Source organism: Nocardia sp. CA-107356 (assembly GCF_050946365.1).
Classification (GTDB): domain Bacteria; phylum Actinomycetota; class Actinomycetes; order Mycobacteriales; family Mycobacteriaceae; genus Nocardia.
Window position 1 is genome coordinate 1,312,327 of sequence record NZ_CP191992.1, and the last position, 16,660, is coordinate 1,328,986.

Sequence of the window (16,660 nt, forward strand, 5' to 3'; positions counted from 1 at the left end):
TAGGTGCCTCGGCGAACGCTCGACTCACTGGTGACCCAGGTCGCCTCGGAGTTGATGGGCGTCGACGCCACGACGATGGTGGCGGCGAGTGAACGCGTGCTGGCCAGATTGGTCGAGCATTTCGATGTCGACTTCAGCTACCTACGCCATACCGATAGAGCGCAGCGGGCGACCGTACTCATCGCGGAGTGGCCGCACCGCGGTGATATACCGGATCCGGACCCGCTGAAGATCGTGCATTTCGAGCATGCGGATTCGGTGTTCCGCGAGTTGGAACACGCCACCGAACCGATCATCGTGCGGCCATCCCAGCAGTCCGCCGATTATCAGGAGACGATCCGGCGCTCCTCGGGCATACCGGAGGTCGCCATGGCCGCCGTGCCGCTGCTGTCGCGCGGCGAGTCGACCGGTGTGCTCGGATTCATCAAACAGGGCGACCGCGACTGGAGCACCAGGGAACTGAATGTGCTCAAGGCGATCGCCGCACTCTTCGCCCAGTTGCAGGCGCGCGTGGTGGCCGAGGAGAGGTTGCGCTATATCGCCCTGCACGACGATCTGACCGGGTTGGCGAACCGGCGGGCGCTGCTCGAGCATATGGAGGAGCGGCTCGGACAGGGCAGCCCCGGACCGGTGGCCGCCTTCTTCCTCGATCTCGATCGGCTCAAGGCGCTCAACGATTTTCTGGGGCACACCGCGGGGGACAACTTCATTCGCACACTCTCCTCGCGACTGCGCGAGAACCTCGATCCCAATGACATGATCGCCCGGCTCGGCGGCGATGAATTCGTCATCGTGCCCGCCAAACCCATGGACGCGGTGGCGGCCGAGTTGGAGGCGACGCGGATCCAGCAACTCATCGGACGGCGGGTCACCGTCGGCGGGGAATCGGTCAGCCGCGGCGCCAGCGTCGGTGTCGCGGTCGGCATTCCGGGGGAGACCACGGTCGCCGATGTGCTGCGCCGGGCCGATCACGCGCTGCTGTCGGCGAAATCGGGCGGGGGCAATGGTGTCGCGGTCTTCACCGACGCCATGCGCGCCCAGTTCGAACTGCAGGACGATGTGGAGCTGAATCTGCGCGGCGCGGTCTCCGACGGGTCGCTGCTGCTGCACTATCAGCCCGAGGTCGATCTGCGCACCGGCCGGGTCGTCGCGTTGGAGGCGTTGGTGCGCTGGTTGCATCCGACCAGGGGGCTGCTGCCGCCCGGTGCATTCGTCACGGTCGCGGAGGCCACCAATCTTGCGGGGGAATTGGGGCGCTGGGTGATCCGCTCGGCGTGCGCCCAGTTCGCCGAGTGGCGCAGGCGCGGCCTGGCGGCGAATGTGGTGATGCGGATCAATGTTTCGCCGGTTCAGCTGGTCAGCCTGGACTTCGTGGAGCGGATCGAGGACATGCTGCGGCTGTTCGGGATCGATGGCAGTTCGGTCTGTCTGGAGATCACCGAACATGTGGTCGTGCAGGATCTGGCGCGCACCCAGGTCACGCTGCGCGGACTCAAGCGGATGGGCGTGCAGATCGCCATCGATGACTTCGGCACCGGTTACAGCTCGCTATCGCATCTCAAGGCGCTCCCGGTGGACGCGGTCAAGATCGATCGTGGCTTCGTACAGCGCCTCGGTGCGAGTACCGACGATCTGGCGATCGTGAAATCCATCATCGGGCTCGCCGGGTCGTTCGGGCTCGGCGTTGTCGGGGAAGGCGTCGAGACGCCGGTGGCCGCGCGCACCCTGGTCGGATTGGGTTGCTATCGGGCGCAAGGGTTTCTGATCGCCCGGCCGATGCCCGCCGACGAGGTCGAGGCGCATCTGGCCCTCGGCCGGATCGCGCTGGATCTCGATCTGCCTCGGGCCGGGCGGGGTACGACGCGGGCTTGACCGGAACTTCCGGTGCCCGGCCGAGCTGATGCCGATGCGGCAGTCCGAAACCGGCACGGGTTGCTGCGGATGTGGCCGGAACCGGCGGGTTAGCTGGGTGTGTGTTCGAAAACAGCTGGTTGCTAATGCTGTGGTGGGGCCGGAGTCGGCTTCGTCGAACTCACCCTCGCCCAGACGAATGGACGCGCCCACTACCGGGGGTGGTGGAGGAGATCCTGGCCACGGGCTCGGACCCGTTAGCAGGGTCTTTCACGGCTGTTCATGCGCCGTTGGGCGCATCGGTTCCGTGGGTAACCCGATTCGCTGCACGATCGGCGATGTGCGCATCGTGCAACTGGCGAACTTCTACGGTCCGCGGTCGGGTGGCCTGCGCACCGCACTGCATCATCTGGGCGAGGGCTATGTGGCCGCCGGGCACGAGGTGGTGCTGATCGTGCCCGGACCGCGCCGGGCCGAGGAGATCCTGCCGACCGGTGCGGTGCGGATCACCCTGCCCGCCTTGGCGATTCCGTGGACCGGAGGATATCGGGCGGCGGATCCGCGGCGGGTGGCCGATGTGCTGGCCGGACTGCGGCCCGACGTTCTCGAGGTTTCGGATCGGCTGACGCTGCGTGGCTTCGGGCGGTGGGCGCGCACCCGCGACGTGGCGAGCGTAATGATCTCCCACGAGCGCCTGGACCGGCTGCTGGGGCAGGTCATGCCGAGGTCGGTGGCCCGCAGGTGCGCCGATATCGCCAATCGTCGCACCGCCGACGACTACGACATCGTGGTCTGCACAACGGAGTTCGCACGCGCGGAGTTTCTGCGCATCGACGCGTCCAATGTCGAACTGGTGCCGCTCGGGGTTGATCTGGAGTTGTTCAGTCCACGCCGCCGCGACTACCGACTGCGGGCCGATCTCGGCGTTCCGGGACATCCGCTACTGGTGCACTGCGGCAGATTGTCGGTGGAGAAGCGGGTGGATCGCAGCATCGAGGCCATCGGCGCGTTGCGTAAGGCCGGCGTGGAGGCCAGGCTGGTCGTCGCGGGAGAGGGGCCGCGGCGGGAGGCTTTGGAGCGCCGGGCGCGGTCGCTGCCGCCGCTACCGGGCGGGCTACCCGCCGTGCACTTCACGGGATTCATCACCGATCGGGCGATGGTGGCAAAACTGCTCGCCACCGCCGATGTGTCACTGGCGCCTGGTCCGCACGAAACGTTCGGGCTCGCCGCACTGGAGGCGCTCGCCGCGGGAACGCCGGTGGTTGCGAGCCGGTCCTCGGCCCTGGCCGATATCGTGACCGCCGAATGCGGCGCGGTCGCCGCCGATCGGCCCTCCGCCTTCGCCCAGGCGGTCACCGATGTCCTCGCGCTGCCGACCGCCCGACGTCGGCAGGCGGCGCGGAACCGGGCCGAGCAGTTCACCTGGCCGCGGGCTGTCGCGGGGATGTTGGCGGTGCTGGGGCGGTAGTCCGGCCTGAACCTCCGAACATTGCCGTTGGCGCGTACCCTGCGTGCTACCGATTCGGGCAATTCGAGATGGGATCCGGTGTGCTTGGCTTTGGTCGCAGGAAGACAGTGCGGGACGCGAAGGTGCTCGTTACCGGGGCGGCGAGCGGGATCGGCCGGGCGACCGCACTGGCGTCGGCGGCGGCCGGAGCCGAATTGGTGCTGACCGATATCAATGCCGAAGGGCTCGAGGATACGGTTCGCGTCATCAAGGAAGCGGGTGGAGTGGTGCTCGTGTCGCGCGCCCTCGATATCACCGATTACGACGCGGTCACCGCCTTCGCAACCGATGTGCATGCCGAATTCGGCAGCCTCGATGTCGTGATGAATATCGCGGGCACTTCTACCTGGGGCACTGTCGAGAATCTCGAGCATCGGCATTGGCGAAAGATGGTGGACGTCAACCTGATGGGTCCGATCCACGTGATCGAGAACTTCGTGCCGCCGATGGTCCGGGCGAAACGCGGTGGGGCACTGGTGAATGTCTCCTCGGCGGCCGGAATACTCGCACTGCCATGGCATGCTGCCTATAGCGCGGCCAAGTACGGCATCCGCGGTGTCTCAGAGGTCTTGCGATTCGAGCTACGGCGCCACGATATTTCGGTGCATCTGGTCGTGCCCGGCGCGGTGAATACACCACTGGTGCAGACCATCGAACTCGTCGGTGTGGACAAGCATGATCCGCGGGTAGCGCGACTCACCGCCGCGTTCACCAAGCATGCGGTTTCACCGGAACATGTTGCGGCGGAGATCCTTCGCGGTATCGAGCGCAATCGGTTCCTTGTCTATACCTCTTTCGATATCCGCTTCAGCTATTGGTGGGCACGCAAATTCGCTTACCCGTACGAATTCGTCATACGCCGCACCAGCGATCGGTTCAACAGGCTGCTGGTTTCGAAGGGCAGTTGAGCGTCACGTCGAGTACCCGGGCGCCGGGACCCTGCTCGCCGAGGCGGTCGTGTTCGTTGACCAGTCGGCAGCTGCCGAGCGAGAGGCAGCCACAGCCGATGCAGCCGGTCAGGTTGTCGCGTAGGCGAGTCAGCTGGGTGATGCGGTCGTCGAGGTCGGCGCGCCAGGTGGTGGACAGGGTTTCCCAGTCGCGGCGGGTGGGTGTGCGGCCCTCGGGGAGTTTGTCCAGGGCGGCGCGGATTTCGCTCAACGGAATGCCGACCCGCTGGGAGATGCGAATGAAGGCGACGCGGCGCAGCGTTTCGCGCGCGTATCTGCGCTGATTTCCACTGGTGCGACGGCTCGTGATGAGGCCCTCGCGTTCGTAGAAGTGCAACGCGGAGACCGCTACTCCGCTACGCTCGGACAGCTGCCCGGGGGTCAGCTCCTTTGCCCGCCAATCGGTTGTCGACATCACGCTCCTCCATTCACCTGAACAATACTTCAGGTTAGGGTGTGCTGGGGTGAGAATCGGGCCATCCGTGGCGACTGCTTGCAGGTCGCTCGAAAGGGTCGGCCCCAATTGCGTGCTCTTACGCCCTCGGCGAACTACGGTCGGATCATGGGAGCAGACGCGGTGCGGTCGGGGCACGATGGCAGTGCGGACGATGGGCTGGATGGCGTCGGCGATCCGGGTGGTCCACTGGCGGTCACCTCCGAGGTCGGCACCCTGCACACGGTGCTGTTGCACCGGCCCGGCGACGAGCTGCGGCGGTTGACTCCGCGCAATAACGATCAACTGCTCTTCGACGGCATCCCATGGGTCGAGCGGGCCCAGCAGGAGCACGACACCTTCAGCGGCGTGCTGCGCGAGCGCGGCGTCGAGGTGCTGCTGCTCGCGGATCTGCTCGCCGAAACCCTCTCGGTCAGCGGCGCCGCCCGCATCCAGGGCATCTCCGGCGCCGTCGACGCGCGCAAGCTCGGGCATACGCTGGCCGACGAACTCGCGGCGTTCCTGCGGGGTGTCCGGGCCAGGGATCTGGCCAATATCCTGATGGCCGGGATGACCTTCGACGAACTGCCCTTCGGCGGGGACAACGCCTCACTGGTGCGCCGCATGCACCACGGCGCGGACTTCGTCATCGATCCGCTGCCGAATCTGCTGTTCACCAGGGATTCGTCATTCTGGGTCGGCCCGAGGGTGGCGATCACCTCACTCGCCCTGCCCGCCCGGATGCGTGAGACCTCGCTGACCGATCTGATCTACGCGTTCCATCCGCGCTTCCTCGGGGTGCGGCGGGCCTACGAATCGCATACCGCGCCGATCGAGGGCGGTGATGTGCTGCTGCTCGCGCCGGGGGTGGTAGCGGTGGGTGTCGGTGAGCGCACCTCGCCCGCGGGCGCGGAAGCGTTGGCGCGCAGTCTGTTCGACGACGATCTCGCGCACACCGTGCTGGTTGTCCCGATCGCGCAGAACCGCGCGACCATGCACCTGGACACCGTCTGCACCATGGTCGATACCGATGCCGTGGTGATGTATCCGGCGGTCCGGGATTCGCTGTGCGCGTTCACGATTCATCGCGAGGACGACTATGGCGGGCGCAATGACCAGGCCAGCGTGAGTGTCCGCGGTCCCGATCCGTTCCTGCCGGCGGCCGCGGAGGCGATGGGCATCGGCAAGCTGCGGGTCATCGATACCGGGCTCGACGTCGTCACCGCCGAACGTGAGCAGTGGGACGACGGGAACAACACCCTGGCGCTCGCGCCCGGCGTGGTTGTCGCCTACGAGCGCAACGATATGACCAATTCGCGGCTCGAGGATGCCGGCATCGAGGTGCTGCGCATCCCGGGTTCCGAACTGGGTTCCGGCCGTGGCGGACCGCGGTGCATGTCCTGCCCACTGTCCCGAGATGATGGGTGAGCGTGCGATGTTCACCATTGCCGTAACCCACGATTCGCCGATTCCACCCTACGAGCAGTTGCGGCTCGGTGTCATCGCACAGGTGCGCTCGGGAGAGTTGGCGGCGGGCACGAAGATACCGACTGTGCGTGCCCTCGCCGCGCAACTCGGGATCGCGCCGAACACCGTCGCCCGCGCCTACCGGGAACTCGAAGCCGACGGGGTGGTCGAAACTCGCGGCAGGCAAGGATCTTTCATCGCGTCCTCGGGTGACCCGACCAAGGATTTGGCAGGCCGCGCCGCGACCGATTACGTCGCAACTATTCGACGACTCGGCCTCGATGACGAAGCTGCGCTGCACTATGTCAGGTCGGCTCTGGAGAGTTGATCCCGGCATTCCGGTGCGCATTGTGGGTTCGGTCGTCGGTCGGAACTCGGGGTCAGCGCCAACTGGGCAGCCAGAGATGGTCGTGCCAGTTGCCCGGGGTGATCGGGAGTGCGGTGAGGATGGGCCAGAGCCAGATGAAGTTGGCGATCACCAGACCGAGGTAGATGCAGACCGCGAGTAGTCCGAGGCTGCGCCGTTCGTTCGGTACCGCGGGCAGATAGGTGCCCGCGGGACTTCGCGGTATCGGCATCGAGCGGGCCGGGCCGAGAATATCGCCGCAGACCAGCGCGATCCCCATTACCAGGAACGGAGCCAGTGGCACGGCGTAGAAGTAGTACATCTGCCGATCGAGGGTGAAGAACCAGGGCAGGAGTCCGGCGCCGTATCCGGTGAGGATCGCGGCGTAACGCCAGTCCCGGCGGACGACGGTGCGCCACAGCATCCAGGCCAGCACCGGGAATGCGATCCACCAGATCGCGGGGGTGCCGATCAGCATGACGGCCTTCACGCACTGGGTTTGACCGCATCCGGTGACGCCGTTGTCGGCGTAGTAGTAGAGCATCGGCCGCAGACCCATCGGCCAGGTCCACGGCTTGGATTCCCAGGGGTGATGGTTGCCCGCCGAATTGGTCAGGCCCTCGTGGAAGCGCAGTGTCTCGCCGCTGTAGTACCACAGTGAGCGCAGGGCGTTCGGGAGGAACGACCACTGTCCGTCGCGACCGACCTGATTGCCGACCGCATAGCGGAACACGCCGTCCTCACTGGCGAACCAGGCCCAGTAGCTGGCCAGATACACCCCGAGCGGTATCAGCACCAGCGCGTACAGCGCGGGTCCGGCGTCGCGCACTGCAGTGCCGACCCAGGGGCGGCGCACACCGTAGGTGCGCCGCGCCGAGACGTCGAAACAGACGCTCATAATGCCGAACGCGAGGATGAAATACATGCCGGACCATTTTGTGCCGCAAGAGAGTCCGAGCAGCACCCCGGCGCCGAAGCGCCACCAGCGCACTCCCAGTCGCGGACCCCATTCGCTCGCGTCGATGCGACCCGCGTAGTCCACCTGGGCGATCCGGGCCCTGACCTCGTCGCGGTCCACGATGAGACAGCCGAATGCGGCGGTGACCAGCACCCCCATGAAGATGTCGAGCATGCCGATGCGTGAGGAGACGAAGGTGAGTCCATCGGCGATCAGCAGAATTCCCGCGATAGCGCCGACCATGGTGGAACGCGCCATCCGCCGCACGATCCGGATGACCAGCAGCACCAGCACGGTGCCCGCCAGCGCCGCGCTGAACCGCCAGCCCCAGCCGTTGTAGCCGAATATCCACTCGCCCACCGCGATCAGCTGTTTACCGATCGGGGGATGCACCACCAGCCCGTATGCGGGATTGTCCTCGACGCCGCCGCCGGTGAGGATCTGCCAGGCCTGCGGCGCGTAGTGCTTCTCGTCGAAGACCGGGGTGTACGCGTCGGTGGGATAGTCCAGCATGATGAACCGCGTCAGCGCCGCGATCGCGGTGAGGACGGCGGTGACCACCCAGCCCTGCATCCTGTCGAATGGCCCGAAATCGGGCGATGGCCGCAGTGGCGCGGGGCTCGACCAAGAAGGCACGGCCCCGGCTACGGTCGCGCGCTGGTCGGTCACCTGGGTCACGCCCCGATCGTATGCTGTGTGCGCCACCGGGACCCGCACCGGTGAGCGCGCCGCCGCGGGAATCACACTCTGAGCAGTGGTCGAGGGATGTCGCGAGCACCAACCGCAGATCAGGGTGCGGCGAGTCCACCTGCGTGTCGGCATTCGGTGTGATCACCCGGCACGGGATTCGTTTTCGCGTGATGACAGAATCTCGACTGGTGAAGGCAGCGACTGACGACCGGCAAAAGGCCCAGGAGGGAGCGCGGTGACGGCGGGTCGGCTGGTGCTCGCGGCGACGCCGATGGGGGATATCGGCGATGCGTCACAACGACTGCGCGAGGCGCTCGGATCCGCCGATATCGTGGCGGCCGAGGACACTCGGCGCACCCGCACCTTGGCGAAGGCGCTCGGGGTGGAGATCACCGGACGGGTGGTGCGGTTCGACGATCACGTGGAGGCCGCGAAGATTCCGGCGCTGCTCGATGAGATCGAAAGCGGTCGCACGGTGCTGCTGGTGACCGATGCGGGCATGCCATCGGTGAGCGATCCGGGCTATCGCATGGTGGTCGCCTGCGTGCAGCGCTCTCTTCCGGTCACCTGCTTGCCGGGGCCATCGGCGGTGACCACCGCACTGGCACTGTCCGCGCTGCCGGTGGAACGCTTCTGCTTCGACGGATTCGCGCCACGCAAGTCCGGCCAGCGTCGAGAGTGGCTGCGTACCTTGCGCACCGAGCCGCGGGCCTGCGTGTTCTTCGAGGCGCCGCACCGGCTCGCCGACTGCCTGGCCGACGCCGTCGAGGTGCTCGGCCCGGACCGTCGCGCGGCGGTCTGCCGGGAACTGACCAAGACCTACGAGGAGGTCGTCCGCGGCAACCTCGGCGAACTCGCCGCCTGGGCGGTCGACGGCGCGCGCGGCGAAATCACCGTGGTCCTCGAAGGCGCGCAACCCATCGCGGCCGACCCCGCCGACCTGGTCGAGGAGGTCGAATCGCTGACCGCCGAAGGTATTCGCCTCAAGGACGCGTGCGCTCAGGTGGCCGCCGAGACCGGCGTTTCCCGCCGCGAGCTCTACGACGCGGTCCTGATCGCACGCCGCAATGGCGGCGACAGTTCCTGACGCGACTCGCCATCGCCGACACTCGCCGCCGAGCTGATGGGGAGTGTCATAGTGCTATCGGTCACGGGCAAGACGATGATCGGTGTCATGACCTCTTTGGAAAGCAAGGCGAAAGCGTTTCTCGAATTGCATGTGCCGGGTGATCCCGGTGTCTTTCCGACGGTGTGGGATGCATGGTCGGCGAAACTTGCCGTATCCGCTGGGTTTTCGGCCATCACGCTGGGGAGCCATCCGGTCGCGGACTCGCTCGGTCGCAGCGATAACGAGGGGATGACGTTCCCGGAATTGCTGACCCGGGTTCGGCAGATCACCGATGCGGTCGAAGTTCCGGTCTCCGTCGATATCGAATCCGGTTATGGGCTCGAGCCCGCGCAGTTGATCGAGGGTCTGCTGGAAGCGGGCGCGATCGGCCTCAATATCGAGGACACGGTGCACAAGGAAGGCGGTAGGTTGCGCACGCCCGAGGAGCATGCCGATCTCGTGCACGGTCTGCGTCAGTTCGCTGATGCCGCGGGGGTACACGTGGTCGTCAATGCCCGCACCGACCTGTTCATGCGCAAGGACGGTGACGACAGCGATCGCGTCGATCGCGCCATCGAGCGCCTGAAGCTGGCCGCCGCGGCGGGTGCCGACTCGCTGTTCCCGGCCGGACAGCATTCCGACGCCGATATGCGCCGTCTGACCAGCGAATTGCCGCTGCCGATCAGCGCTGTCGCGCAGCCGGGAGTATCCGATAAGGCGGTACTGGCCGATCAGGGCGTCGCCCGCATCACCTTCGGCCCGCTGCTGCAGTGGGCCCTCGCCGAGGAAGCCAACCGACTGCTGAACCGCTGGAAGTAGCCCGTTTCGACGGGCTGGACCACTGCAGCGCTACCGCTCCAACGAGCGGTAGCGCTTCAGTAAGGCGCGCCTGGAACGTCTCGTGCTACGTATCGCCTCGATCAGTTCTTCGGCTCCACGTAGCGCGGGTAGACCGCCTCGGGCTCCGGCAGCGCAGTGCCGGGGACCAGCGGGGTCGTGATATCGGCGAAGGTGCGATTCTGCTCGGCCAGCAAGTCCAGGATCTTGCCCGCGGATTCCGGCATAACCGGCTGGACCAGGATGGCGACGATGCGCAGCAGTTCGATGGTTACGTACAGCACCGTCGCCTCGCGGGCCAAGGATTCCTCGGTGCCGGTCTTGGCCAGCGCCCACGGCGCCTCGGCGGAGAAGTACCGGTTGGCCTCGCCGAGGGTCAGCCAGATCGCCTCCAGTGCCAAATGCATTTGCTGGACGTCGAATTCGACGCGGCAGCGCTCCAGCAGACCATTCGCGCGGTCGAGCAGCGCGCGGTCGGCGTCGGTGAATTCGCCCGGCGTCGGTACCACGCCGCCACAGTCGCGTGCGACCAGCTTCAGGCTGCGCTGCACCAGATTTCCGAATTCATTGGCCAGATCGGTATTGACCCGGCCGACGATCGCCTCGTGGCTGTAGCTGCCGTCCTGCCCGTAGGAGATCTCGCGCAGCAGGAAGAAACGGACCGCGTCGACGCCGTACTCGTCGACGAGCGCAAGCGGGTCGACCACATTGCCGACCGACTTGGACATCTTCTCGCCCTTGTTGTACAGGAACCCGTGCACGAAAACGCGCTTCGGCAACTCGATCCCGGCCGACATCAGGAACGCGGGCCAGTACACGGTGTGGAACCGGGTGATGTCCTTACCGATGATGTGCACGTCGGCGGGCCAGAACCGCTGGAACGCAACGGATTCCGTATTCGGGAAGCCGACGCCGGTGATGTAGTTGGTGAGCGCGTCCACCCATACGTACATCACATGATCGGGATGGCCGGGCACCGGCACGCCCCAGTCGAAGGTGGTGCGCGAGATGGACAGGTCCTTCAGACCCGCCTTCACATAGCTCACCATCTCGTTGCGAGCCGTTGCGGGCGCGACGAATTCGGGGTGTTCGTCGTAGAGCGCGAGCAGCTTGTCCTGGTAGTTCGACAGGCGGAAGAAGTAGTTCGACTCCTCGGTCCAGGTGACCGGCGTCTTCGATTCGGTCGAGATCCGGGCGCCGTCCTCGAGCAGCGTCGTCTCTTCCTCGGTGTAGAACGCCTCGTCGCGCACCGAATACCAACCCGAGTAGTTGTCCAGGTAGATATCGCCGTTGGCGAGCATCCGCTCCCAGATCGCGACGCTGGCCACCTGGTGGTCGTCGTCGGTGGTGCGGATGAAGCGGTCGAAGGACACGTCGAGCGTCTTGTCCATCGCCTCGAACACATCCGAGTTGCGCGCGGCGAGCTCCTCCACCGGCACGCCCTCGGCGACCGCGGTCTGCTGCATCTTCTGCCCATGCTCATCGGTGCCGGTCATGAAGAAGACGTCATAACCGTCGAGCCGCTTGAAGCGGGCGAGGGCGTCGGCCGAGATGTACTCGTACGCATGCCCGATATGCGGCGCACCGTTCGGGTAGGCGATGGCCGTGGTGATGTAGAAGGCGGGGCGGTCAGCTTCGCTCATGGTGCATCTACTGTAATGCGCGTGGATTCCGACGCTCACGTGAATATCCCCGCACGCGCCTGCCGCCGTCCTCGGCTCGTGCCCGGCGTCGCCGGAGCCCGCCGATGAGCGCGCAGCGTCCCGCGCCCGAGCTGCCGGAACCGCTCGCGCCGCTGGTGGACGCGCATACGCATTTGGATGCCTGTGGGGCGACCGATGCGGAGTCGACGGCCGTGATCGTGGACCGCGCGGCCTCGGTCGGTGTCGGCCAGGTGGTCACCGTCGCCGATGATCTGGCCGCCGCGCAGTGGGCGGTGCGGGCCGCGAACTGGGATCGGCGGGTGTTCGCCGCCGTCGCCCTCCATCCGACGCGGGCGAATGTGCTCGACGATGCGACCAAGGCGGAGCTGGAGCGGTTGGCCGCGGACCCGCGCGTCGTCGCGATCGGCGAGACCGGACTCGATTACTACTGGCCCGGCAAACTCGAGGGTTGCGCCGATATCGAGGATCAGGTCGAGGGATTTCGCTGGCATATCGACCTGGCCAAGCGCCTGGGTAAACCGCTGATGATCCACAACCGCGAGGCCGACCACGATCTGCTGGCGGTATTGCTGGACGAGGGCGCTCCGGAAACCGTGATCTTCCATTGCTTTTCCTCGGACACCAATATGGCGTTGTCCTGCGTGGCCGAGGGGTACATCCTCAGCTTCTCCGGCACGGTGAGTTTCAAGAACGCCCATGAATTGCGCGAGGCCGCCAAGGTGGTACCCGACGACCAGATTCTGGTCGAGACCGACGCCCCCTATCTGACCCCGCACCCATTCCGCGGCGCGCCGAATGAGCCGTACTGCCTGCCGTACACCGTGCGCGCGCTCGCGGAATTGCGCGAACAGGATCCGCGGGCACTGGCCAAAATCACCACCGCCAACGCCCGGCGCATCTACGGAATCTGAAATGCAATTGTTTCGCGAAGTCTCGATGAGCGTCGGGACTCGCATGGATCGGCGTGCGCCGTAATGGTTGCGGGCCAACCGACTTCCTATTGATCTTGCTTCGACGCCGCCATCGGACGCTCGGTATGTGCAAGGGGACTGGATCGCCTACGTGTGTTCTAGGTCACTGCGGTCGGCACGTTTTGTGATTTACCTGCGGCATCTATATCGGTTTGTGATATTGAAACCCGCCGCTCGAAAGTTTGCGGTTGTCGACCCCTGACCCCTTCGTTATCGTACTGTGATCATGTCCCCATTCACGAGGATCAACCAGTCCCGCTCGCCGCTGTTGTACGCGGCTGTCGCGGCGCTGCTGGTGACGCTGATCGTCGGTGCCGCGATGGCGATCGTGAACCGCAAGACGGTCACCGTCGTCGTGGACGGCGAACAGATGACGCAGACAACCATGTCGCCCAACGTCAGCGGAGTGTTGAAGGCCGCGGGATTCGATGTGAACGACCGCGACCTGGTCCGGCCCGCGCTGGCCGCCACGATTACCGATGGCGCCACCATCACGCTGAACCGGGCCCGTGAGGTCGCGGTGTCGCTGGACGGCAAGGTCGAGAAGGTGTGGTCCACCGGCCTGACCGCGGGCGACGTGGCCGCCCAGTTGCACTTGCCCGGCGAGGTGTTCGTTTCCCCGGCCCGCACCGAGCGCCTGCCGCTGGAGGGCGCCGCGTTGCAGATCGTCGGCCCGCGCTCGGTATCGCTGCTCGACGGCTTCGGCAGTCCGGTCGACGTCCGACTGGCCGCGCCGACCGTCGGTGATTTCCTTACCGTCGCGGGCATTCCGCTGATCCAGCAGGACAGTGTCGAGCCCGCGGCCACCACCGCGCTGACCGATGGGCTGCGCATCGTGGTGACCCGCAAGCGCATCGAGAACAAGGTCGAGACCATGCCGCTGGATCCGCCGGAGAATGTGATCGAGGATCCGACCATGAATATGAGCCGGACGGTGGTGGAGACCCAGGGCGCACCCGGCGTGCAGGACGTCACCTTCGCGGTCACCATGGTCAACGGCCAGGAGGTCGATAGGCAGCCGATCGCGTCCAGTGTGACGATGACCGCGCAGCCCAAGACCGTCCGCAAGGGCGCCAAGCCCGGCACCGAGGTGCCGTCCGTGCGTGACGGCGCGACCTGGGACGCACTGGCCCGCTGCGAATCCACCGGCAACTGGGCCATCAACACCGGCAACGGCTACTACGGCGGCATCCAGTTCGACCAGGGCACCTGGGAGCGCCAGGGCGGACTCAAATACGCCCCCCGCGCCGACCTCGCCACTCGTGAAGAGCAGATCGCCATCGCCGAAGTCACCCGCGCCCGCCAGGGCTGGGGCGCCTGGCCCGCCTGTACCAGCCGCCTCGGCATCGGCTGAGTCCGACTGCCGCTCGGTAGCGGATCGGCGGGTTGATACGTTGTCGGACGTGTCCGAACCCGATATTTCCGCTCGTGGGAGTGCTGCGCTGCTCGGCCCCGCCGAGGTGCGGGCATTGGCGGAGCGGCTCGGCGTGCGGCCGACCAAGCAGCTCGGGCAGAACTTCGTGCACGATGCCAATACCGTGCGGCGCATTGTCGCGGCCGCGGGTGTCGGTCGCGGGGATACCGTGCTCGAGGTCGGGCCAGGGCTCGGCTCATTGACTTTGGCGCTGCTCGATGTGGTGGATTCGGTTGTCGCGGTCGAGATCGATCCCGTTCTCGCGCAACATCTTCCGGTGACCATCGCGGACCGTGCACCGGAGCTGGCCGGGCAGCTGAAGGTCGTCGAGGCCGATGCACTGCGGGTTCGCGCGGGGGATCTGCCGGTGCGACCGACCGCGCTGGTCGCCAACCTGCCCTATAACGTGGCCGTGCCGGTGCTCCTGCATCTGCTGGCCGAATTGCCCAGCATCGCAACCTCCTTGGTGATGGTGCAGGCGGAGGTGGCCGATCGGCTCGCCGCCGAGCCCGGCGGCCGCATCTATGGCGTCCCCAGCGTCAAGGCGGGCTTCTTCGGCACCGTGCGCCGCGCAGGCGCGGTCGGCACCCAGGTCTTCTGGCCGGTGCCGCGCGTCGATTCCGGCCTGGTCCGCATCGAGCGGTACACCGAACCACCGTGGCCGATGGACGAAGCACACCGCCGCCGCGTCTTCGAGGTCGTCGACGCCGCCTTCGCTCAACGCCGCAAAACACTGCGCGCCGCACTCGGCAACTGGGCCGGTTCCCCCGCCGAGGCCGAACGCCGCTTGGTTGCGGCTGGAATCGATCCGACCGCCCGCGGCGAAACCCTCGACACCGCGGCCTACGTCCGCCTCGCCGCCCAGGCGTGAGTCCGGGGCGGGTTCGCGCGCCGGATTCAGCCCGCGTGAACCTCGTTGCGGGTGAACGTTATTGGTTGGGTGCGCAGCCCGCAGCGGACGGGGCTGGTCGGAATCATCGCTGACCTGGCGGCAGATCGCGGGGCGGTCGAAGCGTGCGAGCATGGCGGGATGACCCACGTGTGCGCTTGGAAACCCATGTAGTGCAATGGTGCTGAAGGCGGCGAAAGATATTCGCGCTCGCGCCGCTCGCGCTGCACCTGGGGCAGACTGGTCGGTTTCTGTTGCTGGTGGGGCAGGAGGACGCCTGTCGTCACCAGCGCCTCCGTCTGCTCGGCCGAAACAGATTGTGGATAACGAACTTTTGCCTTTGTTGACACGAAGGTGACAGTCGCCATGGGCTCAGCGAAGTCGGCTGAGCCACCTTGCGCTCGGCGCCGCACAATAGTGCAGGTCATCACGCCGATTCGGGCTCGATCGAGCGCCGGTCGGCGGCTGCGGTCACGAGTGAGCGCCACCCGAATGGTGTCCACCATTGGATGTGGATGGCGCTGTGGATAATTCGACGCGCACGGTGAATTCCGCGGTATGCACGACACCGCCGTGTGAGAAGTCTAGGTACAGCCGATATACGCCCGCACTCGGGGCCTGTGCATGGAAGGTGACCGCTGGACCCGCTGGTGTATGGCCGACTTCGCCCATCGGATGGACGTGCAGGTAGGCAAGGTCGTTGGCGCGCAGCGCAACCAGATGCGCATACGCACCCAGATACGGTTCGAGATCGGTCACCGGTGCGCCGTCGCGCGTCACGGTGAAGCGCAGTTCGCTGCCCGCGGTGCTCAGGTCGCCGGTCATATGCACTTGGTAGCCGTCCACCGTCGCCGACCGTGACTCGGGCGGAAGTGGCTGTGTCGCAGCCGTTCCCGCCACTGTGATGGTGCGGCTCAGGACCAGGTCGCCCGGACCCTGTTCCGGGACGAAATCGGCGAAGATACGGTAGGTGCCCGGTGTCGCCCAGTTCCAATCGATCGACCAGGTGCCCGTGTCGTCCATGGTCGGATGCACATGCCGATATCCGGCGGTGTCCGACCGGACGACGATCAGGTGCAGCTTCTTATCGTGCTGTGTGGTGAATCGGGTGACCGGCATTGCGTCCGGTCCGATGATCCGAAAACGCAGGGCACCGGCTTGATTCGGATCCGCGGGTGCGGTCAGGTCGCCCAGGGTGTAGCCGGATCGTGAATCCGACAGCCCGGCGTCCTGTTCGGTGTGCGTCATCGCGCCGTGGTCCGGTGTCGACCCGGTCGGATCGCCCACCAGGGCGCCGATTCCGAGCGCGACACCGAACAGCGCGACGAGTCCGCCACCGACCGCGGCGAACTTCAGCCGGTCCTGCATCAGACGGCGACCTCGTACCCCGCCTCGTCCACGGCGGCGACGATATCGGCATCGGCGAGTGGTGCGGCGCTGTCCACCCGGACGGCACCGGTGGCGAGGTCGACGTCCACGCTGGTCACCCCGTCGATCTTGCCGATCTCCGTTTTGACCGAGCTGACGCAATGTCCGCAGGTCATCCCCGTGACGGTGTAAGTGCTCGTGGCCATGTCC

At 66.3% G+C, this 16,660-nt stretch carries 16 protein-coding genes; 10 read left to right on the forward strand and 6 right to left on the reverse strand.

Going from position 1 to position 16,660, the window contains the following annotated elements; all coding sequences use genetic code 11:
- The first annotated feature begins 54 nt into the window (after positions 1–54).
- From ACQP1G_RS05965 to ACQP1G_RS05975, 3 genes are all read left to right on the forward strand, one after another.
- A complete protein-coding gene (locus ACQP1G_RS05965) occupies positions 55–1,872 on the forward strand; it encodes a putative bifunctional diguanylate cyclase/phosphodiesterase (protein WP_433208201.1) in 1,818 nt (605 codons plus the stop codon).
- Positions 1,873–2,191: 319 nt separating this feature from the next.
- The gene (locus ACQP1G_RS05970) at positions 2,192–3,319 is read left to right on the forward strand and encodes a glycosyltransferase (protein ID WP_433199143.1); all 1,128 of its coding nucleotides are present in this window, start codon (positions 2,192–2,194) and stop codon (positions 3,317–3,319) included.
- 68 nt (positions 3,320–3,387) lie between these two features.
- Positions 3,388–4,266 (forward strand): SDR family oxidoreductase, encoded by an 879-nt coding sequence (locus ACQP1G_RS05975; RefSeq protein WP_433199145.1) that lies wholly within the window; start codon positions 3,388–3,390, stop codon positions 4,264–4,266.
- Here the strand turns inward: ACQP1G_RS05975 and soxR are convergent.
- On the reverse strand, positions 4,235–4,720 hold the full coding sequence (soxR, locus tag ACQP1G_RS05980) for a redox-sensitive transcriptional activator SoxR (protein WP_355176626.1): 486 nt from the start codon (positions 4,718–4,720) through the stop codon (positions 4,235–4,237). The two genes, ACQP1G_RS05975 and soxR, sit on opposite strands and share 32 nt — an antisense overlap.
- A 147-nt stretch (positions 4,721–4,867) precedes the next feature.
- Between soxR and arcA the strand changes: the two genes are divergently transcribed.
- Together arcA and ACQP1G_RS05990 are read left to right on the forward strand one after the other, a co-directional pair.
- The gene (gene arcA / locus ACQP1G_RS05985; RefSeq protein WP_433199147.1) at positions 4,868–6,166 is read left to right on the forward strand and encodes an arginine deiminase; all 1,299 of its coding nucleotides are present in this window, start codon (positions 4,868–4,870) and stop codon (positions 6,164–6,166) included.
- Between the two features lie 7 nt (positions 6,167–6,173).
- Positions 6,174–6,533, forward strand: coding sequence for a GntR family transcriptional regulator (locus tag ACQP1G_RS05990; RefSeq protein WP_433208204.1), 360 nt, complete (start codon positions 6,174–6,176; stop codon positions 6,531–6,533).
- A 52-nt stretch (positions 6,534–6,585) separates the two neighbouring features.
- Here ACQP1G_RS05990 and ACQP1G_RS05995 read toward each other — a convergent pair whose 3' ends face one another.
- Positions 6,586–8,187: a dolichyl-phosphate-mannose--protein mannosyltransferase gene (locus ACQP1G_RS05995; RefSeq protein ID WP_433199149.1), complete on the reverse strand. Its 1,602-nt coding sequence runs from the start codon at positions 8,185–8,187 to the stop codon at positions 6,586–6,588.
- A gap of 247 nt (positions 8,188–8,434) precedes the next feature.
- Here ACQP1G_RS05995 and rsmI point away from each other — a divergent pair, with 247 nt between their 5' ends.
- A complete protein-coding gene (rsmI, locus tag ACQP1G_RS06000; RefSeq protein WP_433199151.1) occupies positions 8,435–9,286 on the forward strand; it encodes a 16S rRNA (cytidine(1402)-2'-O)-methyltransferase in 852 nt (283 codons plus the stop codon).
- A gap of 87 nt (positions 9,287–9,373) precedes the next feature.
- Positions 9,374–10,126 (forward strand): isocitrate lyase/PEP mutase family protein, encoded by a 753-nt coding sequence (locus ACQP1G_RS06005; protein WP_433199153.1) that lies wholly within the window; start codon positions 9,374–9,376, stop codon positions 10,124–10,126.
- 101 nt (positions 10,127–10,227) lie between these two features.
- On the opposite strand, the gene metG is transcribed toward ACQP1G_RS06005, so the two are convergent.
- A complete protein-coding gene (metG, locus tag ACQP1G_RS06010; RefSeq protein ID WP_433208207.1) occupies positions 10,228–11,814 on the reverse strand; it encodes a methionine--tRNA ligase in 1,587 nt (528 codons plus the stop codon).
- A 77-nt stretch (positions 11,815–11,891) separates the two neighbouring features.
- Between metG and ACQP1G_RS06015 the strand changes: the two genes are divergently transcribed.
- The 3 genes from ACQP1G_RS06015 to rsmA all read left to right on the forward strand — a co-directional run bounded on the left by ACQP1G_RS06015 (position 11,892) and on the right by rsmA (position 15,064).
- Positions 11,892–12,719 (forward strand): TatD family hydrolase, encoded by an 828-nt coding sequence (locus ACQP1G_RS06015; protein ID WP_433199155.1) that lies wholly within the window; start codon positions 11,892–11,894, stop codon positions 12,717–12,719.
- Positions 12,720–13,005: 286 nt separating this feature from the next.
- Positions 13,006–14,133 (forward strand): transglycosylase family protein, encoded by a 1,128-nt coding sequence (locus ACQP1G_RS06020; protein ID WP_433199157.1) that lies wholly within the window; start codon positions 13,006–13,008, stop codon positions 14,131–14,133.
- 49 nt (positions 14,134–14,182) lie between these two features.
- Positions 14,183–15,064, forward strand: coding sequence for a 16S rRNA (adenine(1518)-N(6)/adenine(1519)-N(6))-dimethyltransferase RsmA (rsmA, locus tag ACQP1G_RS06025; RefSeq protein ID WP_433199159.1), 882 nt, complete (start codon positions 14,183–14,185; stop codon positions 15,062–15,064).
- Between the two features lie 26 nt (positions 15,065–15,090).
- On the opposite strand, the gene ACQP1G_RS06030 is transcribed toward rsmA, so the two are convergent.
- The 3 genes from ACQP1G_RS06030 to ACQP1G_RS06040 form a co-directional block, all read right to left on the reverse strand.
- Positions 15,091–15,450, reverse strand: a complete 360-nt coding sequence (locus ACQP1G_RS06030; RefSeq protein ID WP_433199161.1) for a hypothetical protein — start codon at positions 15,448–15,450, stop codon at positions 15,091–15,093.
- A 103-nt stretch (positions 15,451–15,553) separates the two neighbouring features.
- Positions 15,554–16,450 (reverse strand): hypothetical protein, encoded by an 897-nt coding sequence (locus tag ACQP1G_RS06035; RefSeq protein WP_433199163.1) that lies wholly within the window; start codon positions 16,448–16,450, stop codon positions 15,554–15,556.
- A complete protein-coding gene (locus tag ACQP1G_RS06040; RefSeq protein WP_420772437.1) occupies positions 16,450–16,656 on the reverse strand; it encodes a heavy-metal-associated domain-containing protein in 207 nt (68 codons plus the stop codon). Before ACQP1G_RS06040 ends, ACQP1G_RS06035 begins: the two co-directional genes overlap by 1 nt.
- Positions 16,657–16,660 lie beyond the last annotated feature (4 nt).